Origin of the sequence: Paenibacillus violae, from assembly GCF_032461945.1 — a bacterium.
Lineage (GTDB): Bacteria > Bacillota > Bacilli > Paenibacillales > NBRC-103111 > Paenibacillus_E > Paenibacillus_E violae.
This window is the reverse complement of the sequence record NZ_JAWCUD010000005.1, coordinates 195,809-222,404: the sequence shown is the minus strand read 5'-3', so window position 1 is coordinate 222,404 and position 26,596 is coordinate 195,809. Positions and strand designations below refer to the sequence as shown.

17 protein-coding genes are annotated in these 26,596 nt (G+C 50.2%); 4 read left to right on the top strand and 13 right to left on the bottom strand.

Annotation, left to right across the window (positions count from 1 at the left end; genetic code table 11):
- Positions 1-8 precede the first annotated feature (8 nt).
- The 4 genes from RQP52_RS16920 to RQP52_RS16905 form a co-directional block, all read right to left on the bottom strand.
- A complete protein-coding gene (locus RQP52_RS16920; protein ID WP_315952968.1) occupies positions 9-887 on the bottom strand; it encodes a carbohydrate ABC transporter permease in 879 nt (292 codons plus the stop codon).
- Between the two features lie 55 nt (positions 888-942).
- Positions 943-1,860 (bottom strand): ABC transporter permease, encoded by a 918-nt coding sequence (locus RQP52_RS16915; protein ID WP_127458127.1) that lies wholly within the window; start codon positions 1,858-1,860, stop codon positions 943-945.
- A 64-nt stretch (positions 1,861-1,924) separates the two neighbouring features.
- Positions 1,925-3,571 carry a type 2 periplasmic-binding domain-containing protein gene (locus tag RQP52_RS16910; protein ID WP_315952967.1) on the bottom strand — a complete coding sequence of 549 codons (1,647 nt, stop codon included), beginning with the start codon at positions 3,569-3,571 and terminating at the stop codon, positions 1,925-1,927.
- Between the two features lie 255 nt (positions 3,572-3,826).
- Positions 3,827-4,597 (bottom strand): DeoR/GlpR family DNA-binding transcription regulator, encoded by a 771-nt coding sequence (locus tag RQP52_RS16905; protein ID WP_315952966.1) that lies wholly within the window; start codon positions 4,595-4,597, stop codon positions 3,827-3,829.
- A 274-nt stretch (positions 4,598-4,871) separates the two neighbouring features.
- Between RQP52_RS16905 and RQP52_RS16900 the strand changes: the two genes are divergently transcribed.
- The 4 genes from RQP52_RS16900 (at position 4,872) to RQP52_RS16885 (ending at position 8,886) form a co-directional block, all read left to right on the top strand.
- Positions 4,872-5,822 carry a metallophosphoesterase family protein gene (locus tag RQP52_RS16900; RefSeq protein ID WP_315952965.1) on the top strand — a complete coding sequence of 317 codons (951 nt, stop codon included), beginning with the start codon at positions 4,872-4,874 and terminating at the stop codon, positions 5,820-5,822.
- A gap of 29 nt (positions 5,823-5,851) precedes the next feature.
- Positions 5,852-6,712 (top strand): EamA family transporter, encoded by an 861-nt coding sequence (locus RQP52_RS16895; protein WP_315952964.1) that lies wholly within the window; start codon positions 5,852-5,854, stop codon positions 6,710-6,712.
- A 68-nt stretch (positions 6,713-6,780) separates the two neighbouring features.
- Positions 6,781-7,374, top strand: a complete 594-nt coding sequence (locus RQP52_RS16890; protein ID WP_315952963.1) for a TetR/AcrR family transcriptional regulator — start codon at positions 6,781-6,783, stop codon at positions 7,372-7,374.
- Positions 7,375-7,443: 69 nt separating this feature from the next.
- A complete protein-coding gene (locus tag RQP52_RS16885; RefSeq protein ID WP_315952962.1) occupies positions 7,444-8,886 on the top strand; it encodes an MFS transporter in 1,443 nt (480 codons plus the stop codon).
- 344 nt (positions 8,887-9,230) lie between these two features.
- On the opposite strand, the gene RQP52_RS16880 is transcribed toward RQP52_RS16885, so the two are convergent.
- The 9 genes from RQP52_RS16880 to RQP52_RS16840 all read right to left on the bottom strand — a co-directional run bounded on the left by RQP52_RS16880 (position 9,231) and on the right by RQP52_RS16840 (position 26,569).
- The gene (locus RQP52_RS16880; RefSeq protein ID WP_315952961.1) at positions 9,231-10,916 is read right to left on the bottom strand and encodes a hypothetical protein; all 1,686 of its coding nucleotides are present in this window, start codon (positions 10,914-10,916) and stop codon (positions 9,231-9,233) included.
- Between the two features lie 33 nt (positions 10,917-10,949).
- Positions 10,950-13,064: a phage tail protein gene (locus RQP52_RS16875; protein ID WP_315952960.1), complete on the bottom strand. Its 2,115-nt coding sequence runs from the start codon at positions 13,062-13,064 to the stop codon at positions 10,950-10,952.
- Positions 13,065-13,442: 378 nt separating this feature from the next.
- The gene (locus tag RQP52_RS16870; protein ID WP_315952959.1) at positions 13,443-15,698 is read right to left on the bottom strand and encodes a putative baseplate assembly protein; all 2,256 of its coding nucleotides are present in this window, start codon (positions 15,696-15,698) and stop codon (positions 13,443-13,445) included.
- A 27-nt stretch (positions 15,699-15,725) separates the two neighbouring features.
- On the bottom strand, positions 15,726-18,797 hold the full coding sequence (locus RQP52_RS16865; protein ID WP_315952958.1) for a baseplate J/gp47 family protein: 3,072 nt from the start codon (positions 18,795-18,797) through the stop codon (positions 15,726-15,728).
- A gap of 55 nt (positions 18,798-18,852) precedes the next feature.
- A complete protein-coding gene (locus RQP52_RS16860) occupies positions 18,853-19,254 on the bottom strand; it encodes a GPW/gp25 family protein (RefSeq protein WP_079410475.1) in 402 nt (133 codons plus the stop codon).
- A gap of 18 nt (positions 19,255-19,272) precedes the next feature.
- Positions 19,273-19,998, bottom strand: a complete 726-nt coding sequence (locus RQP52_RS16855; RefSeq protein ID WP_127458140.1) for a phage baseplate assembly protein V — start codon at positions 19,996-19,998, stop codon at positions 19,273-19,275.
- On the bottom strand, positions 19,998-21,089 hold the full coding sequence (locus RQP52_RS16850; protein ID WP_315952957.1) for a phage late control D family protein: 1,092 nt from the start codon (positions 21,087-21,089) through the stop codon (positions 19,998-20,000). The genes RQP52_RS16855 and RQP52_RS16850 overlap by 1 nt, the downstream gene beginning before the upstream one ends.
- A 4-nt stretch (positions 21,090-21,093) precedes the next feature.
- Positions 21,094-21,720 carry a CIS tube protein gene (locus RQP52_RS16845; protein WP_174806852.1) on the bottom strand — a complete coding sequence of 209 codons (627 nt, stop codon included), beginning with the start codon at positions 21,718-21,720 and terminating at the stop codon, positions 21,094-21,096.
- A gap of 49 nt (positions 21,721-21,769) precedes the next feature.
- Positions 21,770-26,569 (bottom strand): coiled-coil domain-containing protein, encoded by a 4,800-nt coding sequence (locus RQP52_RS16840; RefSeq protein WP_315952956.1) that lies wholly within the window; start codon positions 26,567-26,569, stop codon positions 21,770-21,772.
- Positions 26,570-26,596 lie beyond the last annotated feature (27 nt).

Sequence of the window (26,596 nt, the reverse complement as noted above, 5' to 3'; positions counted from 1 at the left end):
TGGTTGTATTATTCTTTAATCGCTCCGACCATAACACCTTTTACGAAATATTTTTGTAAAAATGGATAAGCAATGAGGATCGGTAACGTCGCAACCATGATTGTTGCATATTTAATGCTTTCTCCAATCGCTTGCGTATCGTTCGCGTTCCCCGTACCTGTGGTCATCGAATCCGTGCTGTTCTGGACGAGAATCTCGCGAAGAATCAACTGCAGCGGGAATTTCTCCCGATCATGAAGGAACAGCATGGCGTTAAACCAGGAATTCCAGTGCGCAACACCGTAGTAGAGCACCATGACGGCAATAACCGGCATGGACAGAGGAACCACGATCTGGAACAAAATGCGCCACTCGCCTGCGCCATCAATCTTCGCCGATTCCATCAACCCTTCCGGAATGGCTTCAAACGAAGTCCGCATAATAATTAAGTTCCACGTGGATATGGCTACTGGCACGATCAGCGCCAGATAGCTGTTGCCCATGTGCAGGTAATTGTTGATTAGCAAATATGTCGGGATCAACCCCCCGCTGAAATACATCGTGAACACAATGCTGATCATCAGGAATTTACGCAAAGCAAACTTTCTGGACAGGGCATAAGCGCCTAGTGTTGTAAAAAATAGATTAACCGCCGTACCTAGAATCAAAATTAAAAGTGTATTCCCATACCCGCTCAAAATGTTTGGATTCGCAATTACCTTCTCGAAGGCGCTTAAGTTAAAACCTAACGGCTTAAGAAGCAGCCCCGTATGCTGAATTAGCAAGTTTGAGTCGCTGATAGAGGCCATGAACACATAGTAGAACGGGTACACAGTGCAAATAATTAATAAGATCATAAGAATCGCATTACCGATATCGAATAGACGCTCAGTTGCGCTTAGTTTCATCGTTCGTTACCTCCTGAGACCTTTTCGTAAGAAAAGCCGGCGTCGTAAGATTAGGCTACCACAACCGGCTGCCCGAGAATCGGCGGGATATGCTGTTAGCGCTAATAAGCAAGGCAAAGTTAATCATCGATTGGAACAGCCCCACAGCCGTCGTATAGCTGTAATCATTCCCTTGGGCAAGCCCTTCTCTGTAAACAAAAGATGAGATCACATCCGCCGTTTCATACGTATTCGGATTATAAAGCAGGACAATCTTCTCAAAGCCGACCTCCATCAAGCCGCCGATCCGAAGAATGAGCAGGATCATGATCGTCGGGATGAGCCCTGGCAGCGTTACGCTCCAGATTTGGCGGAACCTTCCCGCCCCGTCAACACGAACAGCTTCGTACAGCTCGGGGTTAATCCCGCTAAGCGCAGCCAAATAAATAATGGATGACCAGCCCAGTTCTTGCCAAATCGATGTGGAAACGAAAATGGTACGGAAGTTCTCCGCATTATTCATGAGTGCTGAATCCTGACCGCCAAAGAACATAATGATCGAATTCACAATGCCGCCGCGGTTTGTAAAATCTATAATCAATCCAGAGATAACGACAATGGAAATAAAATGCGGCAAATAGGAAATCGTCTGTACGATGGACTTGAACATCTTCTGGCGAATTTCATTGAGCAAAATGGCGAGAATAATCGGTGCCGGGAAGCCGAAAATCAGATTATAGAAGCTGATTAAGAACGTATTGCGCAGCACGCGAACAAAATAATAGCTTTGAAAGAAATCTTTGAAATGTGCAAAGCCGACCCAATCACTGCCCCAGATCCCTTTCGCCGGGCTAAAATCCTTGAAAGCGATGACCGCTCCGTACATCGGGAAATATTTAAAAATGAAGAAGTACAGCGCAACCGGCAATACCATCAGGTAGATTGCGCGATTTTTTCTAATGTCGTCGAGTAGACCCCGAATGGAATTCGCCATGTTCTCACTTCCTTATTGATGTATTAAAAAGGGGAGGCTGAGCTCCCCGTACTCCAGCCTTATATTAACGTTTGTTATAACGATCCGTCGCCGCTTGGTAAATCTCAACCGCACGGTCAATGTTCATCTTTTTTACTTGCTCCATCGTTTTATCGTAGTCTTCTACTTTCACAGTGCCCATCACGACTTTCGTGATTTGTTCAGTCAGCAGTGTGCTGACATCATTCAGAATCTTCGCAGACTCTTTTGCTTCATCGGTCGAGAGAACAACTGGCGGAAGCATGACTTTATACGCGTTGTTCGCATATTTGGCATACAGCTTCACTGCGTCTTTCTGTGCTTGCAATTGGTAGTACTGATCGTTGTAACGGTCATCATCCAAACCGGAGAAGCCGTAGTTGGCGATAAAATATTTGGCCATCGCTTGGGAAATCGGCAGGTTGTCCGGATTTTTCAAAATCAAGTCTGTATACTTCGGCTGACCATCAGCTTTTGTATACGTTTGGCCTTCTATGCCAAAGTTTTTGAGCATGGCCCCTTCGTCGCTGTACAAATAGTCGATGGCTTTGACCGTTTCTGCCGCATGTTTATTGGAACTTGTAATGACCGTTCCGATATTGTCATATTCCCATGACGCTTGCACGAACTTCGGCTCGTCGCCTTTTTTCAGAACCGGATACTGCACAGCCGCCAGCTTCGCTTTCGGATCCGTTTTCTGAAGCGCCGGTGTGTAGGTCCCGATGCTGCCGCCGATGAAGCCATAGAATGCGCCCGCCTTACCGGAGGTAATTTTGGCATCCATCGTCTTCGTATCATTCGAAGCGAAGTCTGGATCGATCAGACCTTCTTTGTACCATTTTTGCATCGTCGTTAAATATTGCTTAAACTCCGGCTGGGTAGGACCGAATTTCACTTTGCCTCCATCGATATAGAAAGAGCTTGCATTGGCAATCGTCGACATGCCCGCAACACCATAGGCACCTGCGAAGTCAGCGAAGGAAAGCGGATAGCTTTTGTTCAGAGTGAAAGGAATCACGCCTTTCTTCTCTTTGAAAGCTCTTAGCACCGCTTCCCACTCGTCGACCGTTTCCGGCGCTTGCAAACCAAGCTCCTCAAGCCAATCTTGGCGAATCACCATACCGCTAAACGTCTTGTATTGGCCGTATTCGCCGACCTTTAAGTGGGGCAGCGCGTAAATATCGCCGTTGTCCGCTTTAATTTGCTTGGCAATTTGCGGATTGGCATCCAAGATTTTTTTCAAATTCGGGGCATTTTTCTCAATTAAGTCATTGAGTTTAATGATCGTGCCGTCTTTGAACATTTTAGCGGTTCCACCCTGCACGCTATTCCAGTTCCAAAGCATCGAATCCGGCAAATTATTAGAAGCAACCATTACGCCGTACTGCTGAACGTCATCCTGCGGCGTGTTTCCGGAGGAATGCTGGAAGTCAAACAACACATTCGTCTTTTTCGCCCATTCCTGGACCATAGGAAGTTCGTTCAAGCTTTTGACAACCGCTTTCGCGTTGGGATTCATCGGTGTCCATAACGTTACTTTCACAGGATCTTTAGAAACGGATGCCGTTGTAGCCGGCGATGCGCTTCCGTTTGCTTCTTTGGTTGTACCTGAATTGCCGCAAGCTGCTACTAAGGATAGTACGAGCGCGGAGGCAAGTACAGGAAGCACTTTGAATGCTTTATTTCTTTTCATAGAAACACTCCCCTGGATGATTATTGATCATTTGGCGCTAATGCCATATGCGGATTAGCCTGTGAATGAAGCATACATGGTAAAGGTGGAAGCCGTATATCGCTTATTTTTCAGTCATATTGTTTTCTTAAGAAAGGTCGTCGCCTCTTTTTGTAGCATCTTCATTTTATGAGAATTCCCTGAAAAACAAAGGAAAAATCGCCACCTCCCCGCTATATGCAAGCGGTTCAGTAGCGATTATGAAATGGCTCGGGGTTATTCGCCAATCAACACTTCAATGCCCAACGCTTCGATGGTGTCGATCCATTCTTTCGGACAGCCTGAGTCCGTGATCAGCATCGAGATTTCATCCAGCTTGGCCACTCGGGCGAAAGTCGACATGCCGAATTTGGAATGGTCTGCCACCAGAATCGCCTCCTCCGCCCGCTGCATCATTTTTCGTGAAATGACCGCTTCGGCCAAATGAAAGTCGGTAATCCCATCGGCAAGTGAAATACCGCCAACCGAGATGAACGCTTTGTTCACCTTAAATTGATCCAACATCTGATCCGTAAGGGAGCCCGTGGCCGCTTTGAGTTCCAGACTGACTTCTCCGCCCAAGAAAATAATTCGGCCGCCAAAAGTCTCCATCGCCAAATTAAGGACAGGGACAGAGTGCGTGATCAAGGTAACATTCGTATGATCCTTCAAGTAAGGCAAAATCTCGAGCGTTGTCGTACTGTTATCGAGCATGATCGTTTCCCCGTCCTGCACGATGGAAGCAGCCGCCTTGCCAATCGCCGCTTTCTCTTTCTTCATCATTTGCGTCCGTCTCAGAAAAGGCGGCTCGACAAGCTCCATGCGCATTTTGACTGCGCCGCCGTACACTTTGCGAAGTTTGCCTTCCTTCTCCAAACGATCCAAGTCCCTCCGGACTGTTTCGGTCGAAACGCTGAGGAGCTCAGACAAATGAAGAACCTGTACTTTTCCTTCCAACTCCAAATGATTCAGGATCTTCATCCTGCGATCCTCGAATGTTAATGACATAAATAACCTCCTGCCTATGACCGATGATAGCAATATCGTGATGTTTCATGTTGTTTTCATCTAGTGTATAAGCCGGAGGTTAGCCTGTCAACGCGATGCCAGAAGACGATTGATCTGAATGGATTCGATTGATGGAATGAAAAGTAAATGATTTGTAAATTTCTCATTGACAGTTCCAGAGCGCCGGTTATACAATTGTCAACAAACAACAACATTTTAATAAAAAACCACACGAAAACAACACTCACATAAAAAAATATGGAGGAATACACTTATGCAGCATCAACTGCTCTTTCGTGAAGATCAGACCTTTACGATTACTCAATTTACAGATTTACATTGGATCGATGGCGGCCCCCTCGATCAGAAGACACGGAAACTGATGGAAGATGTGCTGGATGCAGAGAAGCCTGATCTGGTTGTATTTACAGGCGACGTTATCTACACCGGATACGTGACTCCCGGCGAACCCGGATGCGAACAGCCGCTGGATGCGTTTCGGGAAGCCGTCCACGCCGTAGAAACACGCGGAATCCCTTGGGCGGTTGTATTCGGCAACCACGATACGGAAACGATCATTACGCGTGAAGACCTCATGCAAGCCGTGTTGGAACAATCGCATACCGTGACACAGCGCGGCCCGCGTGATATTCATGGAACCGGCAACTACGCGTTATCCATTCAAGGTGCTGACGGAGAAGATGCTGCTGCACTGTATTTTTTTGACTCGGGCAACCAATCCCCCGTGCCGCATATTCAAGGATACGATTGGATTCGCAGCAGCCAAATCGGTTGGTACGTAGACACTTCGAGAAAGCTGCAAGCAGAAAATGCTGAGCATGCCTTGCCTGCACTGGCTTTCTTCCATATCCCGCTTCCGGAGTATAAGCAAGTCTGGGACACAGAAATCTGTTATGGCAGCAAGCATGAACCTGTGTGCTGCGCACCTGTTAACTCCGGCCTCTTTGCAGCCATGGTGGAAATGGGCGATGTCATCGGCACCTTCTGCGGCCACGACCATGTCAATGATTATCGGGGCAATTTGCATGGCATTGAGCTTTGCTATGGCCGTGCCACCGGGTATAACACGTACGGCAAAGAGGGATTTCCCCGCGGCGCGCGGATGATCCGGCTTCGCCAAGGGGAGCGCAATTTCGAAACCTGGCTGCGACTAGCCGATGGCACGGTTGTGAGCGAGCAAGCTGAGCATACGCCAGGCGAATAATTTTACCGATTTTGTTTGGAGATGATGGCTTGGTTATCGTATCAATCTTACTTGTCATAGCTTCCGGCTTAACCCATGCCATTTGGAGCTTATTCACCAAAAGCAGCAACAATAAAAGTGTCTTCCTCTGGTCAATCATTATGGTGACCACCGTGGTTTTGCTTCCTTTTTTGATCAGAGAATTATGGCTTCATCCTTTATCCTTATCTTCTTACGGGCTTCTGCTCTTGTCAGCAGCTTTTCAGAGCGTTTATGCGCTGCTCTTGGCACGCACCTACAATATGGGTGATTTGTCTCAAATCTACCCGATCATGCGCGGTACCAGCACCTTATTAATCCCTATTGTAGGGGTTTTGTTCCTTAGAGAGTCATTATCCATCTACGGCTGGCTCGGGCTGCTCTTTATGGTTGCTGGCTTCCTTGCACTCAGTGGCATCTTCGTGGGTAAAAGGTCGGGAACTGCATCTTGCAGGAATATTAAGCCTTTCCTAATGGCTCTGTGCGTAGGCTTATGCACGACCTGCTACGTCTTCGTCGATAAGCTAAATTTGCAGCATGTTTCGGCCATTTCCTTGCTCGAAGTGACGAATATCGGATTCGTTGCTGCGCTGACGCCGATCGTCATCGCTTCCAAGCAGCTGCGGCTTGAATGGAAGCTGAACACCCGCATTATTTTGCTTGGAGCCATATTGAATCCGGGGTCCTATTTGTTGTTTTTATTCGCCATGAAATATGCACCCGTTGCCCATATCTCACCGATTCGAGAGATCGGCACGGTTTTCGCCACCATCTTAGGCATTGTCGTCCTCAAAGAAAAACAAGGCAAGAAGCGAATCACCTGCTCCATTCTCATCACACTGGGTATTCTGCTCATTGGATTCTTTGGTTGACTTTCTCATCGACGTCCCTTAAGATAAATGTCAGTGAGTACTGACATTGTTTCGGAAGAGGGATTGCCATGAACAGCACCAGCAGCAAGATTGGCAGCAGTGATCGACTGCTTTTATCCGCGCTCAATTTGATTGCCGAAAAGGGCTATAACGGGGTAACCACGCTCGAGATTGCCACCGCGGCAGGCCTCAGCGAGAAGACGTTATTCCGCCATTTCGGCAGTAAGCAGAAGCTGCTTGAAGCGGCTTATGACCGCTATCATTATGCGGAGGAAATGAAGAAGTTGTTCGCCGAAAAGCTGGTATGGGAGCTTGAGACCGACCTGCTGCTCATTACAAAGACCTATCACGAGATTATGAACCGCAATCGGAAAATGATTCAGATCTCGCTCAAAGAAGACGGACAACTGCCGGGATTCCGTGAGCGCACCCAAAAACATCCACAGCAACTACTGGAATTCCTAACTGATTATTTCACCACGATGGCGGAACAAGGCAAAATAATCCCCGATAACCCGGAGCTTCACGCCTTCTCCTTCATGATGATGCAGTTCGGCGCGTTCATGAATGATCTTGACAGCCAGACGAATTACTCCAGTATCAGGTTAGAACCATTCGTACTTGAGAGTGTAAGAGTGTTTACTAGGGCATTGCAGCCCTAGTTTTTTTACCCCCTATATGTCAGTCAGTACTGACAGTCATTTTAAAAGGAAAAGGACGTGGTCTTCCCTATGATTAGCGCAGCTCCAGCAACAACATCTGTTCTTGCAGCCGGAACACAGCCAAACAGCAACAAATTAATGCGTGTTCTCATGTTCACTTTAACGATTTCCATGATGACCGGCATCATGTTCAATATCGCCCTACCGAAAATCAGCGAGCAATTCTCGCTCAGCCTCTCCCAAGTAAGCTGGCTGTCCTCCGCTTATATACTCATCTACGCGATCGGCGCTGTCACTTACGGCAAGCTGGCCGACCGCTACACGCTGAAGAGCATCGTCACCTTCGGGCTCCTCCTGTTTGCTGCCGGCTCATTGATCGGGCTCGCGTCGCAAACCTTCGCGATGGCACTCATCGGCCGCTGCCTGCAGGCTGCAGGAGCCGCCGTCATTCCCGCCATTGCGATGATCATCCCGCTGCGGTATTTCGCTCCCGAGCGCCGGGGCGCCGCGCTTGGCATGACAGCCGTTGGACTCGCCTTCGGCAACGCGCTGGGCCCTGTGGTAGCGGCTTTGATCATCAGCACCGTCCATTGGCGGTGGCTGTTCGCGGTGCCGCTGCTGGTTCTGGCGGTACTCCCTTTGTACCGCCGCTATTTGCGCGAGGAGCTGCCTGGGAGCGGCGGCTCTTTTGATTGGCTTGGCGGGATCATCCTCGCCGCTGCCATTGCTTTGCTTTTGATGAGCGTATCCAAAGGATTATGGCTTGCTCTCGGCGCGTTGCTCGCTTTGGCCTTATTCCTTGTTCGGATCAACAAGGCGGCTGAGCCTTTTATTGCTCCGAAGCTATTTAGGAATGCCAAGTACACACTCGGGCTTACAATTTCCTTCCTTGTGAACGGCACCTGCTGCTCCCTTTACGTGCTTAGCCCACTGCTGTTCGCCAACGTTCACAAGCTGCCTTCCATTTGGATCGGCTGCATGATGATCCCGGCCGCCGCTGCAGCGGCTATATTCGGGCGCAAAGGCGGGAAACTTGCGGATGCCAGAGGCAACTCCTTTGTCGCTTATTTGGCCGCTATTTTATTAGTGGGCTGCTTCCTGCTGCTCTCCACTTTCACCGGCGGCTCTCCGCTGCTTATTGCCGGTTTCCTGATTCTCGGCAACGTGGGGCAATCCTTCCTGGTCATCGCCGTTTCCAACTCCGTGTCCAGAACGTTGCAGGCGGAGCAGGTTGGCGTCGGCATGGGCATGCTCGCCATGATCAACTTCATTGCGCAAGGCATCGCAATTGGCGTCTACAGCAAAGCCGTTGATCTTGGCAGTTTTGCGAGCTGGAATCCGCTGTACCGTTATTCCTCCGGCTTTATTTTTAGCAATATTAGTCTAGTGCTTGCCGGCTTGTCGTTTGTGATTTGGGCTGTGTTTTACTTTGTGTTTGGTAGGGTGCGTGAAGGGGATAAAGCCAATCATGCGGCTGGTGCTCAGGGTACTGCGAGGTCTGTTTCTGCTTAGATCGATCAAGGTTATCAATTACGGCTGAGGTGTCATAGACGAGCGCTGCTCGGGCATAGGAGTAGATGAATTACTTGCGCTTAACGCCGATTACTCCTGTTAATTTCTGCAAATAATCCACTTTTACCCAATTAACTGGAAATTCTACCGCTGATATCGCCAAATCTAGCAAGTTTCACGTAGCAATTGGCGATTAAGATGGAGATTCTGCAGTTATTTTGCTCACAGCCACTTTGCAGCACGGATTAGCGGTAGGCTTTCCATCTATTTCCACTGAGGCGCCATAGTTGCAGTTACTCCTAAAAAAAACAAGGACCCCAAGAGGTCCTTGTCTCATTATTCCATTACTCCGTACCGCTCCCCGCCGAAGCCGCTTCCCGCATCGCGGACAGTGCCTGGTCCAGCGAGTCACTCCCCGCTGAAGCGGATACCGCACCCGCCATCTCAGCGCTGTACGCCCACCAGCGCACGCGCACATTTGACGGCTCGGACGTTTGCTGCACCTTCACACCGATCCGGAAGGTGCCCTTCTGCGGATAGGCGATCGTGCCGATCTTCACTTCCGGCGTGTCCGGCTCAAACTCCGTGCCTTTGAACACATCGGATGCTCCACCATACACGCGCTCCCCGCTGGACAGGATGTCGGAGAAGGCATCCGCACTGCTCTCTTCCAAGCTCGTGATGATCAAAACGTTGCCCTCACCAAGTCCGTGCACGATCTCGCCGGAGAAAAAGCTTTTCGTCGCTTTCCCGAACGGCGACACCGCAATCTTCGTGAACGGCTCCACCGGAATGTCCACGACACCGCTCACGATGCCGGCAATACCGCTTCCGCCACCAGCCGGAATCCCCAAATCAAACGAAAGCTCACTAATCGCTTTATTGAAATTAACTTTAAATTCCGGCGGCTGCCCCGGTGCCAATGTTTTCACTTTGGACTTCGTTACAAACTGGCCTGTCGTTTCATCGCGGTATTCGCTTGTTCTGGCAAGTCGGTACATGACCGATGAATTGTACACATACTCGCCAAACGGTACTTGCTCCACACTCTCAATGACATAAGTCGGTCCCACTTGAATGAGGCAGATTTTGGCCAAATAAATACAAGGCTCCGATGGAGCTTCCAAGGAGGCTTCCAACGATTGTTTCACAAAATCCGTCATCAAGCGTTCACGAACGGCATCACCGATAATTTGAATTTCGCCGACGGATTGCGCCTGCAGTTCAAGCTGCTTATCGTCCAGCTTCAAGGCAGCCGTGCTCGCCTGCACACCGACCGTCGCCTTCACACCTACGCTGCTATCCGCCCGCAGAAGCACGGTCATTTCGTACTCACTCTCTTGCACATCCTGCGGCTCTTCAAACAAGATCGAATTGCCGTCAATCGCTTCAACACGATCAGCTGCCAGCTCATATTGGAAAGAAATCCGCCCTACGCGCAACGTCTTCTCAAAACGCAGCTTCATCTCAAACAACTGACCCGGATTCACGTAGCGAGGTGTCGTTTGAAGTACACGCACATGCGCGTCCTGGTAGAGCACAATCGTTTGGTCCGTCAAATTCGCCAAAGGCAGCTTCGAAGGTTCCGGCGCATCCTCACGAATAAATAGCCGGTAGCTCTCAAGCACGCGGTTATAATCATTAATTTCATCCGAACGAACGGAGGAATTGGCTACGGCGTGAACGGGCTCTTTTTCCTTTTCATCATAAGCTATGCAGAGGTATACGTTCTTCGCGTATTCGTTGTTGCTGAACCCATCCATCATCGAAAGCTTCAATGTCATGGGGGAAGGGACGACAATTTCCCGGCCTAGCGCATCAATAGCGGCTCCCATTTCAACCGAAACCGACTTCTCATCCACAGCGACGACTTGCAGGCCCGTTAGCACACCAGACCCATGAAGGAGACGATTCATCATTCTTCGCTTGTCATTGAAATACTTTTGCTCGGACTCAAAATCCCTGACCGTCAGCAGCTTTCCATAGAAATACCGATTGCGCTCAAACGGGTAATAGCGTGTTTTTTTCATAAGTATCCCCTCACCTTCCAAGGCTCATTTCGTTTATTCGATTTCGGAATCCAGTTCCAACCTGGTATGTATATCCATGCGTTTATCGCGATCCACATCGATCAGCACCGTGTTGTAAGGCATCGAGGAACGCTGGTCGAGCGTTAATAACGTAGGCTCAGATAAGTAAGTGTTAATTCCCAGATACGTATGCATATCCGCGTACATCCACGGTTGCAGCACGATCAGTTTGCCTTCGGTATAGGCAGGCTTTTGATCTTCAATGATTTGCTCGATCGTGAGCCGCTGTGCGTCGGTGCGCACCACTTCAGGCTTCAGCATAATGCAGAAGCAGTAAGGATTATCCCCGTATAATTGGGCAAAAAGCTGCCGCAGTTCCGAGGTCTCCTGCATCTGCTTGAATTGAAAATATTCCAGCAAAAAGGGTTCCGTGCCCGTATAAATCTTCAGCATGTTAATCAAACCCTCGCGAGTGCCGCGTAATTTATACAATTCTGGCGCCTGCTTCATCAATTCCCTCAGCTTCTTCTCGCCCCATGCTTCATGATCGGTGATCGCCAGCCATCGGCCCAGCCATTCGAGATAAGTGCCCGTTACCGCATCCGGGTCAAAATGAGCGGAAATATGGTCGATTTTATCCTCCATATCATCAAAAAACGTGCTGAACATCGCCAGAAAACGTTCCAGAAACGGGCTATGCTCCTCATCCTGCTGATAGATCGGCGGCAGATAGTCAATCAACGACGTTCTTGGGTAGTAAACGCGCAGCTTGCGAATGTACGGCGACTTTTGCTCGCTGCCGATCAATTCCATTTTGAACCAGAGATAACGGCCCCTCGCATTCAGCAGCGCATCTTTCGGATTGAGAATCGGCTCTGACCACAAATCGCGGGTAGCTGCGAGCTTTTCGCGCACCCCAATCCCCGGATCCGTCAAGTAGCTTGTATAATTTACGTAGTCGCCATCTACCAACCCTTCACTTTCATCTGAGGCAAAATAGGAAAAGCGAACCTGCGTCTCCTCCGGAATATCGGCTTCCAGTCGTATTTTGTGCCACTGTGTTTCGGTTTCTGTCGTGTCCAGGTCTCCCGAGAAATAAACCGCCTCCGGCAGTTGAGTCCCCTCAAGCAGCATCGTCCGGGCCCGAAGATCAAGCAAGCTAATCTGACCGCTAATTCGGTCAAACACATACAGCCGATTCCGGCTGTCGTGCACTAACGTATCAACTCGGCCACGGAAGTTCGTAACTTTATCGAAAAACTCGCCGTTTCCGCGATATTTGAGAATAAACCGCTCGGTAACTCCCTCTAGTTGTGCGTATCCGCTGTCCCCTATATAGAGATTATGATTCGTATCAATGGAAATGCCAGCAAAGCGCCCTTCCTGCTCCAGTTTAAAATGCAGCGGCTCCCGGCCATCTTCATGGAATACCGTAACGGTTCTGAGGTGCGCATCCAATAAAGCCAAAGTGCCGTCTGCCGCAGCAGTGAAATAGCGCCCCTTCAGTGCAGTAAGTTCAACCGCCTCTTCCATGCGGTGCATGTCATGCTCATATACGCGCACAACCTCGCCGGCCGAGCTCCACTGAAGGATGCCAATCCTACCGCCCTTAGGAACTTCCGGACTTCCATTCATACCAACCGCAATATCCAAAGGGACTGTCGTATAAAACGTATGTTTCGTCGCTAATTTGGAATTGACTGAGAGCGGATAAAGCTCTAGCCCCTGCCACGCATCAACAGCCCACATGGTCTGACCATTGGAGAGGGAATACACAGCAATCCTTCTTTCCGTTGCTTGCTCACTGTCTGCAATGACCAGAAGGTCCGCCATGGAAGCCAGCTTGGCCTGATGGCTGAACAGCCCATGCCCGTGCCGAAATAATGACTCGAGATGGCGGCTTTGATCATCGTAGATCCACACATTCGAGGCCTCGTCCAGCAGAATTAGCTTCCTTCCAGCGCCAACCGTCATTTCATGAATCGGGTGTATGCCTTCCAACTCGTCTGTGCGAACGATGCGATGAATGCTGTACTTCTCTGTTTGCCGAATCGAAAAGCCTTTCTCCTGCATGTCGATGTTGGCTTCATAGCCCTGCTCCCAATCGAGCGGTTTGTTCAATGAAAAAAACGTTTGACCATCCTGCATCGTCCGTCACCTCTTTTCTGTCGTATCCCTGAACCCCGTTACCATGTACACTGTGTTACTTCAACCATGCACTACCTTAAGCCTCCGTACACGGTGTGAAAGGGAACTAGGGTACGCTATTCCACTCATTCAGGACCCGTTCCGCCAACAAAGGGAACTACAGGCCGCTATTTGTACGCTGCTGCTGTATTTAACCCACCTTGGGTGCAAATAAGACCCCGTAGTTCCGCTAACCAGCACATTTCGCAGTAAATCGCAAAAATAAGGGATCATAGTTCCCTCTCAGCGTCCGCCCGTACTGCTCATACACATACATATGCACGTATACGTGCTCATCTCATGTAACATGCGTTACCAACAAAGCGCTCCTTGCAGCAGCTATAAATCCGTCTGGCTAATCGTCTCCACCTCGTGATTACCGGAGTAGACCAACGCATAAGGAGGGATGTGAATATCGCCGGCGCCATCCTTTTGAAAACCGGTGCCTTCAGCATCCAGCCAAAGATCCTGCACATACACGACACCTTTGATCCGGGAAATAACGCCGTATATATCGCCTTTGTACACCGTCCGGCCGAAACGCCAGCCCTCCGAGCCCTGACCGTGATCCATCGGCTGAAGCAGTTGTCTCAGCTCTTGGGTAATGCGGCGCTGCTCGTTTTTGTACTTCGGCTCCATCACAACCACGGCGTGAACGGTGATTTTAATATATTCCGCCGGAATCACGTGAAGCTCCGTCGTCAGAAGCCGGTGTCGATCCAGATGCCCTTTGATCGTTTGCAGAAAGCCCTTGCCCGCTTTCGGCTTATCGCTCTCGCTATAAGGCACGACCGCGACGGTCATCTGCGCCGGCGCTTTGACTTTGGGATAATCCCGCATGCCCGGCTTGTACAGCGGGATCGCCTTCACCCGCGCGACGCGCAGACCCGGCGTCGCTTTGGCGATGCGCTCGTAGTCCTCGCCGGTCACCGCTCTTGTCGGCGTGTCCAGCTCGCGCCGGACGCGCAGCTTGGCCTGCGTGAGCGTCTCCGCTTCCAGGCCGCCCCGCGCCGGGAACGGATTCGTCACGCTCACGCCGTGCTCTTCCGTGAAGCCGGTCACGAGGCCGTCCTTCACGTTGCCCCGCTCACCCCCGCCCGCTTGCAGCGCCAGGAACCGAATATTCGGTTCCGCCGACTTGGGCGGGACAAGCCCCGCTTCGTTATTACCGAAGCGGATCGTTCCGGCTTCAGCGTCGTAGACGTAATGGCGGTCCGTGGACTTCGAATTATCGAAGTCATCCACGGACTGCCAGTCGTCCCACACGACGCTGCCTCCCCCACGCGGCCAATACCCTACCTGCAGCAGCATGCTGCTGGGCTTGAACGTGCGGCCGCGAGCGACCTCAAAGGTCTGCCCCGGCAGACCTTTGCTGCCTCCAATATAACGGCCGTAGTCGAACTCGGCCGTGTAGGCAATAAGCCGCACCCGCTGCGCACCTTGCGGCGGGATGCTGCCGTTCACCCCGTCGCCGAAGCGCAGACGGGTTGTACGGCGGGCCGAATCCTGCAGCAGCTGACAGACGAGATCCTCCGGTCCGTAGTCCGCAAGCTCAGCGACGATATGCCAGTCGCGCCAACGGCCCTGCTCATTCTGTACTTGCACCGTGTGCAGCCCGCCAAAGGCGAGGTAAGAGCTGACCTCGAACCATTGATCAGGTTCTCCCGTACTGCTAAATGCCGTCACTTCACTGAAAGTTTCCTGCTCTGCCGCCTGCACGCTGTTCAGGCTTATCTTCTCAATTTTGGGCGGAAGCTCATAACCGTCCTCCTCCAGTGTACAGCAGATCCAGTAGCGGCTGCGGTCGTCAGCTGGATAAAGCGCCATGGGCGTCATCTCGGAAGTGATGCGGAAACGCACTTCACCGCTCTGTGACAGGTGAACCGTCGTATCGCTTACCGCTTCCACCGGCAGCCAGCTCTCGCTTTGTCCACGCTGACCCTGTCCCGCAATTTGTCCTGCTCCAGCGAACGTCCATCCGACCTTTGCGGATGATATGATGGGTGCTGCCGCCTCATCTTCCCGATGACTCACACGGACCGGATAGCGGTCGTATAGCTGAAAAGCCAAGGAAACCTCTGTTTCCACCGGCAGCGCCCGATCGAACCCAAGATACAGATGTGCTCCTTTGATCGCATCTGATCCAAAGGCATAATAAGCAATCTTCGCCTGATTATTGGATGTAAAATCGCCAGCCGCCGTCTCTGTGCGCACCAGCACCTTCTCCAGCGTCGAAGGCACAAGCTGTACCGTGCGAGCCGTCTCGAAGCGCTGATCCATCGCTTTCAGCGGCGTTCCCTTCGGAAGCACAAGCGGCTGATCCACGTTGGAAAATGCCACATGACAAACAGCCGACACCGCTTCGCGCGGACGAATGCCGAGCAGCTTCAGAAACTTCCGCTCATTCTTCTCCGTAACGCGGTTTAAGTAATACTGCTGCATCTCGGTCATCCATGACATCAACTCCAGCAGCGTAATCCCAGGGTCATGTTCATTCTCATCCGTCCACTCGGGAAACAGCTTGGGAATCGACTTCCGCGCTTCCATCACCATCTGTTCAAACATTCGGTCATCCAAATTAGGGATTGGCAGCACTTGTGCTCACCTCCTTTAATCATCCTATTACAAAGCGTTCACGACCACCTTATGCTTGCCGCTCACAATAATGCCGTGCGGGAGCGCCGGGAGTCGGTTCACATCCAGCTCGACGCGCTCGCCGTCCTCCAGCTTATAAACCGTCATGTAGAGCTTCTCTACATGGCTGATCGTTCGAATCGTCTTCAGCAGCGCATAAAATACAGATGGATGAATTTGCTGACCGATGGCCCAACCTTTGCCGTCGAAGTTCCCCGTCAATGGGTCCAAGAAGCGATTCAGCTTATCCATTGCCTGTATTTCCGTCGTAACGACGGCATCCATGCCTTCAACAGCCACGATGGCCGAAACGGAAATTTCCATATACACCGGCTCAATCACTTGGAGTCGCTCCGGGAAAGCAACGAGACTCGATGCTCGCTCGATAATGTAACGCTCAACTTGTTTCTTAAGCACAGGAAACGCAAGGCTTCCCTGTTGGCCTTCTTTTGGCAAGATGACAAGTGTCATCGCGCCGATCTCTTTTTGCATATAAGCATTTCGATTGGCGATACAGCTCACTTTGGCAATGTTCGGATACGCTTCGCGCGCAAGCCACTCGTAATCTTTGGCTGAGACCGCACGGTTTCTATGCTTCAGCATCTCAGGACCGCGCTGCAGGGCCGACTCCAGCTTCTCGGCTTGGCAGCCGCCAGAGGCCGGCTCCGGATTATACACTTCGCCGACAAATGCGATTGAATCCTGCATCTGATTAATTTCACGTGCTCCTACGTTGCCTATTTGCCCCGAAGTCACTTGATACGTCACTTTGAGCTGCGCCAATCCGCCTTTTGGAGGGTGCATGCCATGAACACCGTCGCCGACACGAATCCGGCCAAACGTACGATCGATCATGTAGTGGCGATCCTTATTTCCTGAATCGGCCATTTGACTTACGGCCACCCAGCGAACCCACAACTGCAGCAAATTGCCCTCCGAATCTCGGCTAATTTCCATCTGTGGCAAGCCAGCTCTTTCGTACTCAGCAATCTCTTCTTCCGTTACAAATTCCGTCTCATCGACCCAGACTTCTTCCGAAACGATGCCGGTACGGCTCAGCTGGTATTCCAATTCTTCCAACCCTTTGGCTTCAGGAACTTCTCCGATAATCGTCTCCTGTTGGAGCACCTGAACGGTGTTCATGTAGAGTCCATGTAGCGTTGGAATCTGTATCCGTCCTGTTAGATCATCGTATTTATCGTCTCGATTCACGGCACGAATCCAGAATCCCTCTCGGCCGAACAAAGATTCACCAGCAAAATCAGATGGACCTACGAACTGCACCGTACCACTCTGCGTCAAACCGTTCGTATCGTCGATCACCTTTAGTGGGACCCACTCTGAAGCGTGTCCGGGCATTAAGCCAGCACGCAAATATTCCCACTCTAACAATGGCAAATCCTGCTCAGCAAACCGCTGCTGTTTCACCGAAACATACAGCGAAATCGGCCCTTTGACAGGCGGCGAATCAAAACATAGATGCAGAGCTGGATGGCTGCCCTCTAGCGGCTGAAATGGCTCAAAGCCCCCTTCGAGCTGCTTGCTGTGCCGCGTTCGATCTTCAAATACCGTATTATTCAGCGCCAAACAACGCTCAGCAGGATAAAGACGATCCTCGTATTCATAGGTCATAGAGACCTCATCGATCCACGGGGATAAGTAAAGCGCCTGCGCCACGTACGCATTTTCGATATGTAAAATCCTTGCTCTAATCCAATGGTTCTCGTTGCCGTTCACATAAGTAGCTTCTAGGTCAAGCGGACAGCGGAAGCGAATGTCTTTACGCACTTTCTGCTCCTTCGGGTAATAAAACAGCTTCTCCGCTTCTTTTCCCACCTCAAGACGCACCCAAGTGGTACCATTCCAATACTCCCAAGCGACCTGCAGCAGCGTAATATGGACGACAGGCGGCTTATCGAATTTGGACTTTTTCATTACCAATTTCCAATCGATATTTTCCGTCGGCTCCGCTCCAAATCGGTTCTCAATGGCTTGCAGTCCAAAGCTCAGCTTTATATCGCCGTCTTTTTTCGTGAACACTTCCTGGCTGCCGATGTAAAAACTGCCATACAACGCAAACTGATCACCAAATGGATAGAAACCGCTCGGATCCGCAGCAATATCATTGTAAAACATGAGATCTGGCTGAATGCCGCCTTGTTCAAGCGAATCGACATAATCGGTTTTGAACGAAATATGGTCCATGGACAGTTGGCTGTCCGCCAATGTTTTCCCGCCAGGCAGAAGAGGCTTCAACCGACATTGAATCCATCGGCCTTCTCTTCCGTTTACTTCCTTCAGGCCAAGTTCTCCCTCGTGCGCTTTCGAAAGGATGACCCGATTGCCTTTGGCTTTTACTTGGTCAAAAGGCATCCATCCATCCGCTGTGGCATACAACCACTCGGTGAATTGTGGGTCAGCCAGTTGGCTGGCTAACGCCAGCTCTTCGAACCGCCGTTTGGAGTTGCGGAATTCAATTTCAATCTCCGCCGTGCTGGACAAGGTGAAGAGAGCGTTATGCTCCAAAAAGATGGCATGCTCCTGCAAGTTGTCGCCCTGCAGCCGGAAAAGCTTTGTCGGGGCTGCCAAACCTTGCCGGGAGGCGGTCAAAAATTCCTCCGCTATGCGAATAATCTTATCCTGTTTACGGCTTGTCACGTAAGCATCCGTCAGCAGGGCAGGCGTCAACAGTGTGCTGCGGGCGGTTTCATACAAAATATTACTGCCTTCTACTGAAGCAGCAACCTGCGTTCCGGCCGATATAAACACAGACTCTTTCGTTCCCTCGTTGAGCGCAAAAGTTAAATAACTGCTGGCTGGTCTTGCCGGAAGCAGTGTGACATCGAACATGTTGAGGAACGCAATGAGGTTTTTCGTAGGCACCCGGTTCAAACGTTTGATGTTGTCTTGAAACATGTCCGCGAACATAAGGAATAACGCTGAACCCGGGTCCGGGTTCTCAGGCGTAAAGCGCCATTCCGGCGTGTAATAAGGCGCCATTTCCTTCATCTGCGCTATGAGATCCGGTATATCTCTAGGGTCAATTTTGGGAGGTTGCATCGCTCAGCTCCACCTCCTCTCTTGCACGTATGATCATCGTTTCCGCTGCCTCTTTCTATTTCGAACCTTCGTATAAGTAAAAAGGATACACTTGGTTAAACAAGTTATTCGTCGTACGCACCAGATACGAGATGCGAATCATGACTTTACCCGGATCATCCGCTTCCGGCACAGCCTTCACATCCACCTCATGGACCCTCGGCTCCCAATTGCGAATCGCCTCCTGGATATTGCTTTCCAGCAGATGCAGGGAGGTATCGTCCGTTAAGCCAAAAATAAACTCCTGCACGCCGCAGCCAAAGCTCGGACGCATCACCCGTTCTCCCTGGGTGGTGCCCAAAATAACGCGGATCGCTTCAGCAATGTCTTCCTCATATTCGGACATCCGAATTCGCCCTGTCGCAGGGTCGACTTGAATCGGGAATTTCCAGCCTCGCCCCAAAAATGCTTCCGACATCCGTCCACGCTCCTTGGTTTAGTTGATTTTGACCATACTGCCTTTGATATTAATAATGCCGTCTGACTTCAAATCCAGTGTAGCCCCTGCTTTAAGAGCCATCGTTGCGGAGGCTTCTATGTTAATTTGCGTTGATTTAATTTTGATTTCTTTTGAGCTTTCAATGGCTACATCGCCTTTGGCGTTAAGGGTAATTTTGGACGTTTGGCTGACAACCGAAATCTCATTAGCCGATCCGCCTTTGATCAAAATCTTATTATTCCCGCTCTGATCGGCAATTGAAATGCTATCGTCCTTATCCTTCAACTCAATGATTTGGCCTTTTTTGGTCTTGATCGTGATGCTCTCGTCACCGCTTTTATCATTGAAAGATAGTTCATGGCCTGAACGCGATTTGATCATCCGCAGATCGTTCTTCTCCGCCGGCGCCGGCGGTTTGTTCTTCGGATTCCACAACATGCCGATCACGAAAGGCTGACGCAGCTCCCCGAGATGGAAAGCGACTAACACTTCGTCATTCACTTCCGGGATAAAAAGACTGCCCATCTCCTTGCCGCCCATCATCGTGGCAATGCGAACCCAATCCGTTTCGGTTTCCGTTTCTTGCAGGGGCAGCTTCAGCTTCACCCGCCCAAGCTTATCGGGATCGTTATTGTTGGTCACAACCGCGACCATCACACCGCCGATTTTCTGGGAGGCGAAGTTGGCAACACCGCCTAGGGTGATATCGGGAAGTTTAAACATTAGACTGCATTCCCTCCTATCTGAAAGCGCGTCGTATAACCGTCATCATTAATCAGGTGCGTAGCGCCGGTCACGTAATAGGGCTGATCAAACTTTTTGCCTACACCACCAAGCTTGATATACCGTCCTGCCCTAATTTCCGGGATGCCGATACATTCTCCTGAACCACTGATCAGCTTCATCGCTCGTCTGTTCAACAAGGCACTGGCATACGTTTTGGCCTCCTCCACAGAGGTAACATTCGTATAAACATGCTCGACGAAATCCCCTTTGGCTGCGAGTATATCTTTGCCAGTCTTGGAATTACTGCCAAGCTTCGCAATGGTGGCCGACTCTCCTTCGATCACTTTCAGTTCTTTGTTATCCCATGCCCGTACTTTCACGCTGGTGATCTGCTCGGCAAGATTCATGTCGATGGTTAAGTTGTTCAACGTTTTGCCCATTTCCAGCGTCATTACAGGCGACATCTCGGTTAACGGCTTGCGGAAATACAAGTTCTTTCCTACAACGAAGAAATCATAGTTGACCAAATTAGCTAAATTTTGAATAAAATGAAAGTCATTGATCTGGCTTTGCGCAATCACCGGATATTCCGTCGTCGTTGCATCAACATGAACTTTGGCACCATAGGTCTTGGCGATTTCCTCTACAATATCGCTATATTTCTTTTTGTTCCACGAGCGGGACTTCGTCCCCTTCATCATCAAATACGAGAAATCCATCCCTCGTACAATGAGACCGGGTGAGCCGTCCTCTGGGAAATCAACAACGACGGATGTGATAAATCCAGTAAAAACCGGTGTGAATTTATCCACATAACCAAGACTGATATCGATGGCTTTCCCTAATGTAAAATCCGATAGCCACTGAAAATCATTATTCGTCACATCATAAGCGTTCGTAATTCGGAATGAAAAAGAATCCGCCGTTCCATCAATCGAAGTTTCCACGCGTATCGTGGATATGGCTACATTATCAGAAAGTTTCGCCCCATCAACTGTAATTAAATAAGCTGGCGCGAAAAACTCTTTGTACTTCTTAGCTAAATCATCGTAGGTGAATGTACTGGATTCCAAGCTTAGAGTCGCCATCGGATCAGTCCAATCTTGGGACTGCAATACGTCGTCCCGTTACAACTTTTAGCGGATTATCGATCTGATTGGCTTTGGCAATTTCCCGCCATAAGCTGGGATCTTCATATTCGTGGGCGGCAATCATCCATAGCTGCTCCCCTTGCTTCAACATCTTCTGTTTCGTTCGGTCCGCCGAGTGGCGGGGAATGGTCTGCAGCTGCTCTTTCTTCGTGTGCCAAGAACGAAAGGTAACCTTCAGTTTGGCACGAACCGGCACTCCCGTATCGAGGAACATGGTGAATTGTTGATTCACCTTTTCGACAACGCCTTTGAAGTCCAGAGACCCCCAGACAAACCGGCAAATCGGAGGCGCATGCAGTTCCTTCTCTACATCTAACAGACCGGATATTTTCTTCGTATATTCACGGACGTCGGTCCCTTTTTCGTAGGTGTCAAAATAAAAATCCATGGAGAGCGTGGTCGTCCCACCGCTCACGAATTGGCCGATAGGCATGGACAGACCCGGCACCGTATTCCAAGAATAGCTGTTGCTCGTATCAAGTGTATACTCACCCGGATTAAACAAAACTTGCACATTCTCTTTGCTGTTTCCCTTGTCTACGATAATCATTGCTTTCTTGAGTGCCACAGGTGTCAGTCCTTTCCTCTTCTTCTATGTAAACTGTTATGGTTAAAATTTAAAGTCCACGCCGCTGCTGTTCGAACTTCATTCTTTTCTCGATTTCGCGGAATACCTTATCCGCAATCTTCGTGACATCCAGCTGCGGAATCTGCTTTATGAGCTCCTGCAGCTGCTCGCTGCTCAGCTCCGGCGGCGCTTGTGGAACCGGCGCCGCCGGGGTTTGGGCCTCGTCTGCGCTCGCTTTGGTGCGCAGCCAGTCCATCTCCAGCGGGGCATCCGCCAACGCGCTGTTCGGTACAGGAGCCGCTGGAGCCTGCTTGTGCTCCAGCGTTGGCAGGTGCGAGGCCAGGTGCTCCTGCCTCGCAGATGCGATGCTGCCTAAGCTAGGCAGCAGGGTGCTTGGCGCGCCGCCCGCTTGCGGGGCGCCGGTGCTGGCGGCGGCTCTGCCTAGGGCAGCCGCCTGTGTGAAGCTGCCCGTCCCGTGGGCGGGCAGGAGGTGTACCGCTGCGGCAGGCGAAGCCGCAGCGTTTCCCGCAGGAGCAGCGATGCGCGCTCCTGCGCTGCTCGCCAGCAGCGGCATGACACGCGGTGTCATGCTGGCGGGCTGGCGAGCCATCGACGCGCGGGGCGTGCGCGCGTCTGCTCTTGCCGCTGCCCGCGAAGCGGCAGCGGGCTGCTCCGCCTGAGCGCGCGCTTCTTCCAGCGCGCTCATGGCCCTGATGGTTCGCTCTGCGGAATCAGACAGGAAGCTGCCGGCTTCCGACTGATTGAGCGAACCAGATCTTGCGCGCAGCGCGCGTTCGCTTTCAGCGGCTATGGTTTGCCGCTGAATGTGCTCCACTTGCGCACCGCGCCTAACTCCCATGGCAGGCTGCTTCCGCGATTGCATTGCGCTCCCTGCCTGCAGTTGAAGCTTCGCACGTGCCTCCGCTTCCATTAGTCGATGCACTTCGGTTGATCTGCTTGCATCCACCAGATTTGAGCCTAACGTCTCTACTCGGCCTAGGCTAGTTGAAGCTCGCTCATCCGGTGAACCTTTGGTCGCTCTACCTACCATTGAAACTGAAGTTTCCAATTCTCTAGCGGCACTGGAGGGTCTTCTCCGAACGATTCCAGGAGATGAGTCGCTTGCAGCTGTAGCTGCTGTTTCTATAAATTCTTTAACGTACACTGTACGGCTAATGCTTTCCGGTTCCATTTTTCTATCCAGAGAAGACTGTCCCTCTCTTTGTCTCCAAATGGCTTGGACAGCCGATACCGGTGACTGCTGTACCAATACTGTATCTGCTTGCCTGTTCCGCAGTATCCCTATTGCCGCTGCTGCCGGTGCAAGACTTGGCCCCATGCTTTTCAAGCTGTTCTCCGTTATTTTGGAAGCAATCTCAGCTGCAAAATCTCCCGAAGACCGGCCGTTTTGAGTCCAATCATTCGATCCTATTTCACTTGAGTCCACTATTAATTGGCTGCGTCCAGCTTGTTCATGGGGTAATGATGAATCGGTTGGCTGCTCAGCCGGTTTACGGAAAATCCTTTCAACAATCCTTCCGAAAGTATTTGATCCTCTTGCCTGACCTGACCTAATACCTTCAGCGGATCGTTCAGGATTTTCATCGACTATGCGTCCATTCCATCTATTTCCATCATTGATTGCCGACATCTCGGTAAACATGGAACCTATTTTCGAGATACTGGATTCTGCGATTTTTGCAGATATCTCAGAAGCTAAGTTGACAGGCGATAAGGTGCTTTGCACAACATCAGCATCGCGCTCAGCCACTTGGTTTTCGACATGCTGTTCGAGATGGGCGCTGCTTCGTTCATTACTTGCTGGAGAGCGGAAAATGCGCTCTGCCTCCTGAAGTCGCGTACTTGCTTGCAGACTAGCACGGTAACCGTCAAGCGGACTTGCTGAACCCAATTTCGCTACGCTGTTTTCAGCCTTTTTAGCTATATTTGCAGATATCTCAGAAGTTATGTTTGAAGGTTGGTATACACCTTGTCCTGAGGATACAATATCCCCCGCTTTAGGTCGACTTCCCCCGACTTGTTTCACCGAATCCATTGGCCTACCCATTTGGCTTGGTTGACTAATCAGCTGTCTGTTCTCAACATGAGTCATCTCATGCTTCCGCTGATTGCTCTCCCCCCGCAACATTCGCGGTTTGTGAGTCGTCATGGCGGTAAAATCAATTCTATCTGATCTATCTCTAATCAAAAGATTAGGGTTTGTATATGTACTTCCAACAATTGAATCATTAGAAGATTGCTGTCTTTGTTTATGGAGAAGCTGCTGCAGCACTTTTTCATTGCTTTGGATTTTCACAGCTGCTTCTGCACCATTTTCCATGGCGCTGGGCTTTCTATGAATAAGCTTGTGTCCAATCTCATGATTAACGATAGGCTGCTCGGGGTGCTCCATTATGGAACGCTGTCCCATTTTGCCCGCTGTGCGTACCATTTGGTGAACTGCGCTTACTTCGTCAGTGAGCTTCCCATTCCTGAAAATTGCTCCGACATTCCTTGACTCACTATTTCTCTGCCTAACCGTCGGATCATCATCTGCATGATTCAACACTTGTTTAGACCGCTGCCTGTTTCCTTGCTGAAGAGCTTCCGTTTGCACATCAATTTGCACTAAATTCCGAGCTTTCTCTTGCTCCTGCACGCTTTGTAGCTCTTGTGTTTTCTCTAACTCTTCGGCTCTCTGTTGCTCTTGAGCTTTTTCTTGCTCTTGTGCTTTCTGCTGCTCTTGTGCTCTTTCTTGCTCTTGCACTCCCTGCTGCTCTTGTGCTCTTTCTTGCTCTTGCACTCCCTGCTGCTCTTGCGTTCTCTCTTGCTCTTGTACTCTCTGCTGCTCTAGTGTTCTCTCTTGCTCTTGCAACCTCTGTTGATCTAGCGTTCTCTCTTGCTCTTGCAACCTCTGTTGATCTCTCGCGCGCTCTTGCTCTTGCGCTAGTCGATGATCCCGAACAACACCCTGCTCTTGATCGCTTATGCTAACTTGCCAATTGGTTTCGGCCTGATTCTGCTGATTCTGAGCCTCATCCCCCTGACTCATTTGCTCTTGCAAACTCTGCAATTGCTCCTGAAGCTGTGCGGCATGCTGATTAATTACACTCTGCTGGGCAAGCACTCTCTCATGTTCTTTAGCCTGATCTTGCTCTTGTTGTTGCAGCTGTTGTTGTTTTTCCTGTTCCTGCCGCTCTTGCTCCTGCACCCGCACTTTCTCGCGTTCAAGCACCTGCATCTCCAATCGTTCCTGCATGCGTGTTTGCTCTTGCGCTTGAACTTGTGCATCCATCCGTGCTTGCTCTTGTCCTTGTGGCTTTCGCCACACACGTTGTGAACTCGACGCGCCTCCCCAAGCTTCAGCGCTTGCAGTTAAATTAGCTGTTGCGTGCATAGCAAAGGGAATGGTTGATGTTAAGCGAGACGCATTGATCGCAACAGGAACCTTACTCGCTGTCAGGAAACCTTTGGATGTTGAAGCCTCAGGTTTGCGCTCCACTCTCACATCGCTTCCACGAGATGTCGGAATTGAATCTATTGAAGCCGCAGCTGCCGCCTCCTGTGAAGCGTTCCTTACTAGCAAACTATTGATAAATTGTACGGTAGCCGGTGCTGTCCCTGTCGAAAAGGGGCCTTCACCAAGCTTTGGCAGTGATTTTGGAAACGATGCCGATAAGCTTGTAGTTGCCACGTCTTCAAATGCCTGCTGATGCTGCATCTTACTGACCAACCGAGGCTGAACTACGCCATTTAAATATTGTTTGGCTATCTGCAAAACAGAAGGCTGACCGGAACTTGCAATTGTATTTGCATTTGTATTTGCATTTTTACTTGCATTTACACTTCCATTTGCACTCGAACTTACCCTTACACTCGGCACAGTAAAAGAAGCAGCACCTTGTTTTTCCAAAACTCCCACAGATGACTTGCCCTCTTGAAACTGTTCGAGTAAACGCGAGGTTTGTTGAATAGCCTCTACATGATTAGCCACGTTAATATGACTGGTCTTAGCTGCATTATTCAAACCAGTGCGAGTTGCAGACTGATCTCCTTTTTCATGGAAGACATTTCTATGAGAAAGGTGGATGTTTTTAAGCTGTATGTTGATATTTTGAGTTGTATGTTGATGTCTGCTTACCACTTGCGACTGCTGTTCCGGCATCGGACGCCGGTTGCTGCCAACCATCCCTATCGAAGCAGCAATCTGCCCAATCGAGCGGTTGATTAACGGTAAGCTTCCTTTATTAACGTGATTAATTAATTCAGGTTTGATCCTTTTCTCATGCGAAAATTCAGGGATCATTTGCGGATCATTTATATGGTTAACGGATGACTTCGTTTCGAGCTGCTTTTTGCTTTTGCGCCCTCTCTTCTTAACCGGCTTCTCAGTCGGCTGCTCATCTTGCAAATGAGCCGTAGTTGCATCCAATGGACTTGAAGATCTGTGCGATAACGCTTGGGCTGCCGGAACCTTATATCCGGCATTCGTCATAAGTTGCTCAATCTGACGAATGGTTTGTTGCTTCGTGATGAGCGGTGCCGATTCCGGATGCTGCAAACTTTGCAAAAGCATTTCCAACTGGATAACCCATGCTCGATCACTCGGATCTGTTAATGCCGCTAATTGTTTGCGGGTGTGTTTCCCATTTTGTTTAAAAATAAGGGCTAGCAATCCTAAATAGTTGTTTCGCCAAAAACCATATTTGCCAACAATCCCTGTCGCAAATTGATTGGATTCCCTTGCTGTACGACCTGCGGAGCTGCTGTTCGCCGTCGAAGTCTGCCAAATAGCTTTCTTGGCCTTTTTCCTCTTCACCTGGGGTTTATTTGATTGTCGAGATTTCATAAACAATCCCCCTAAGCGTTGTGGCGT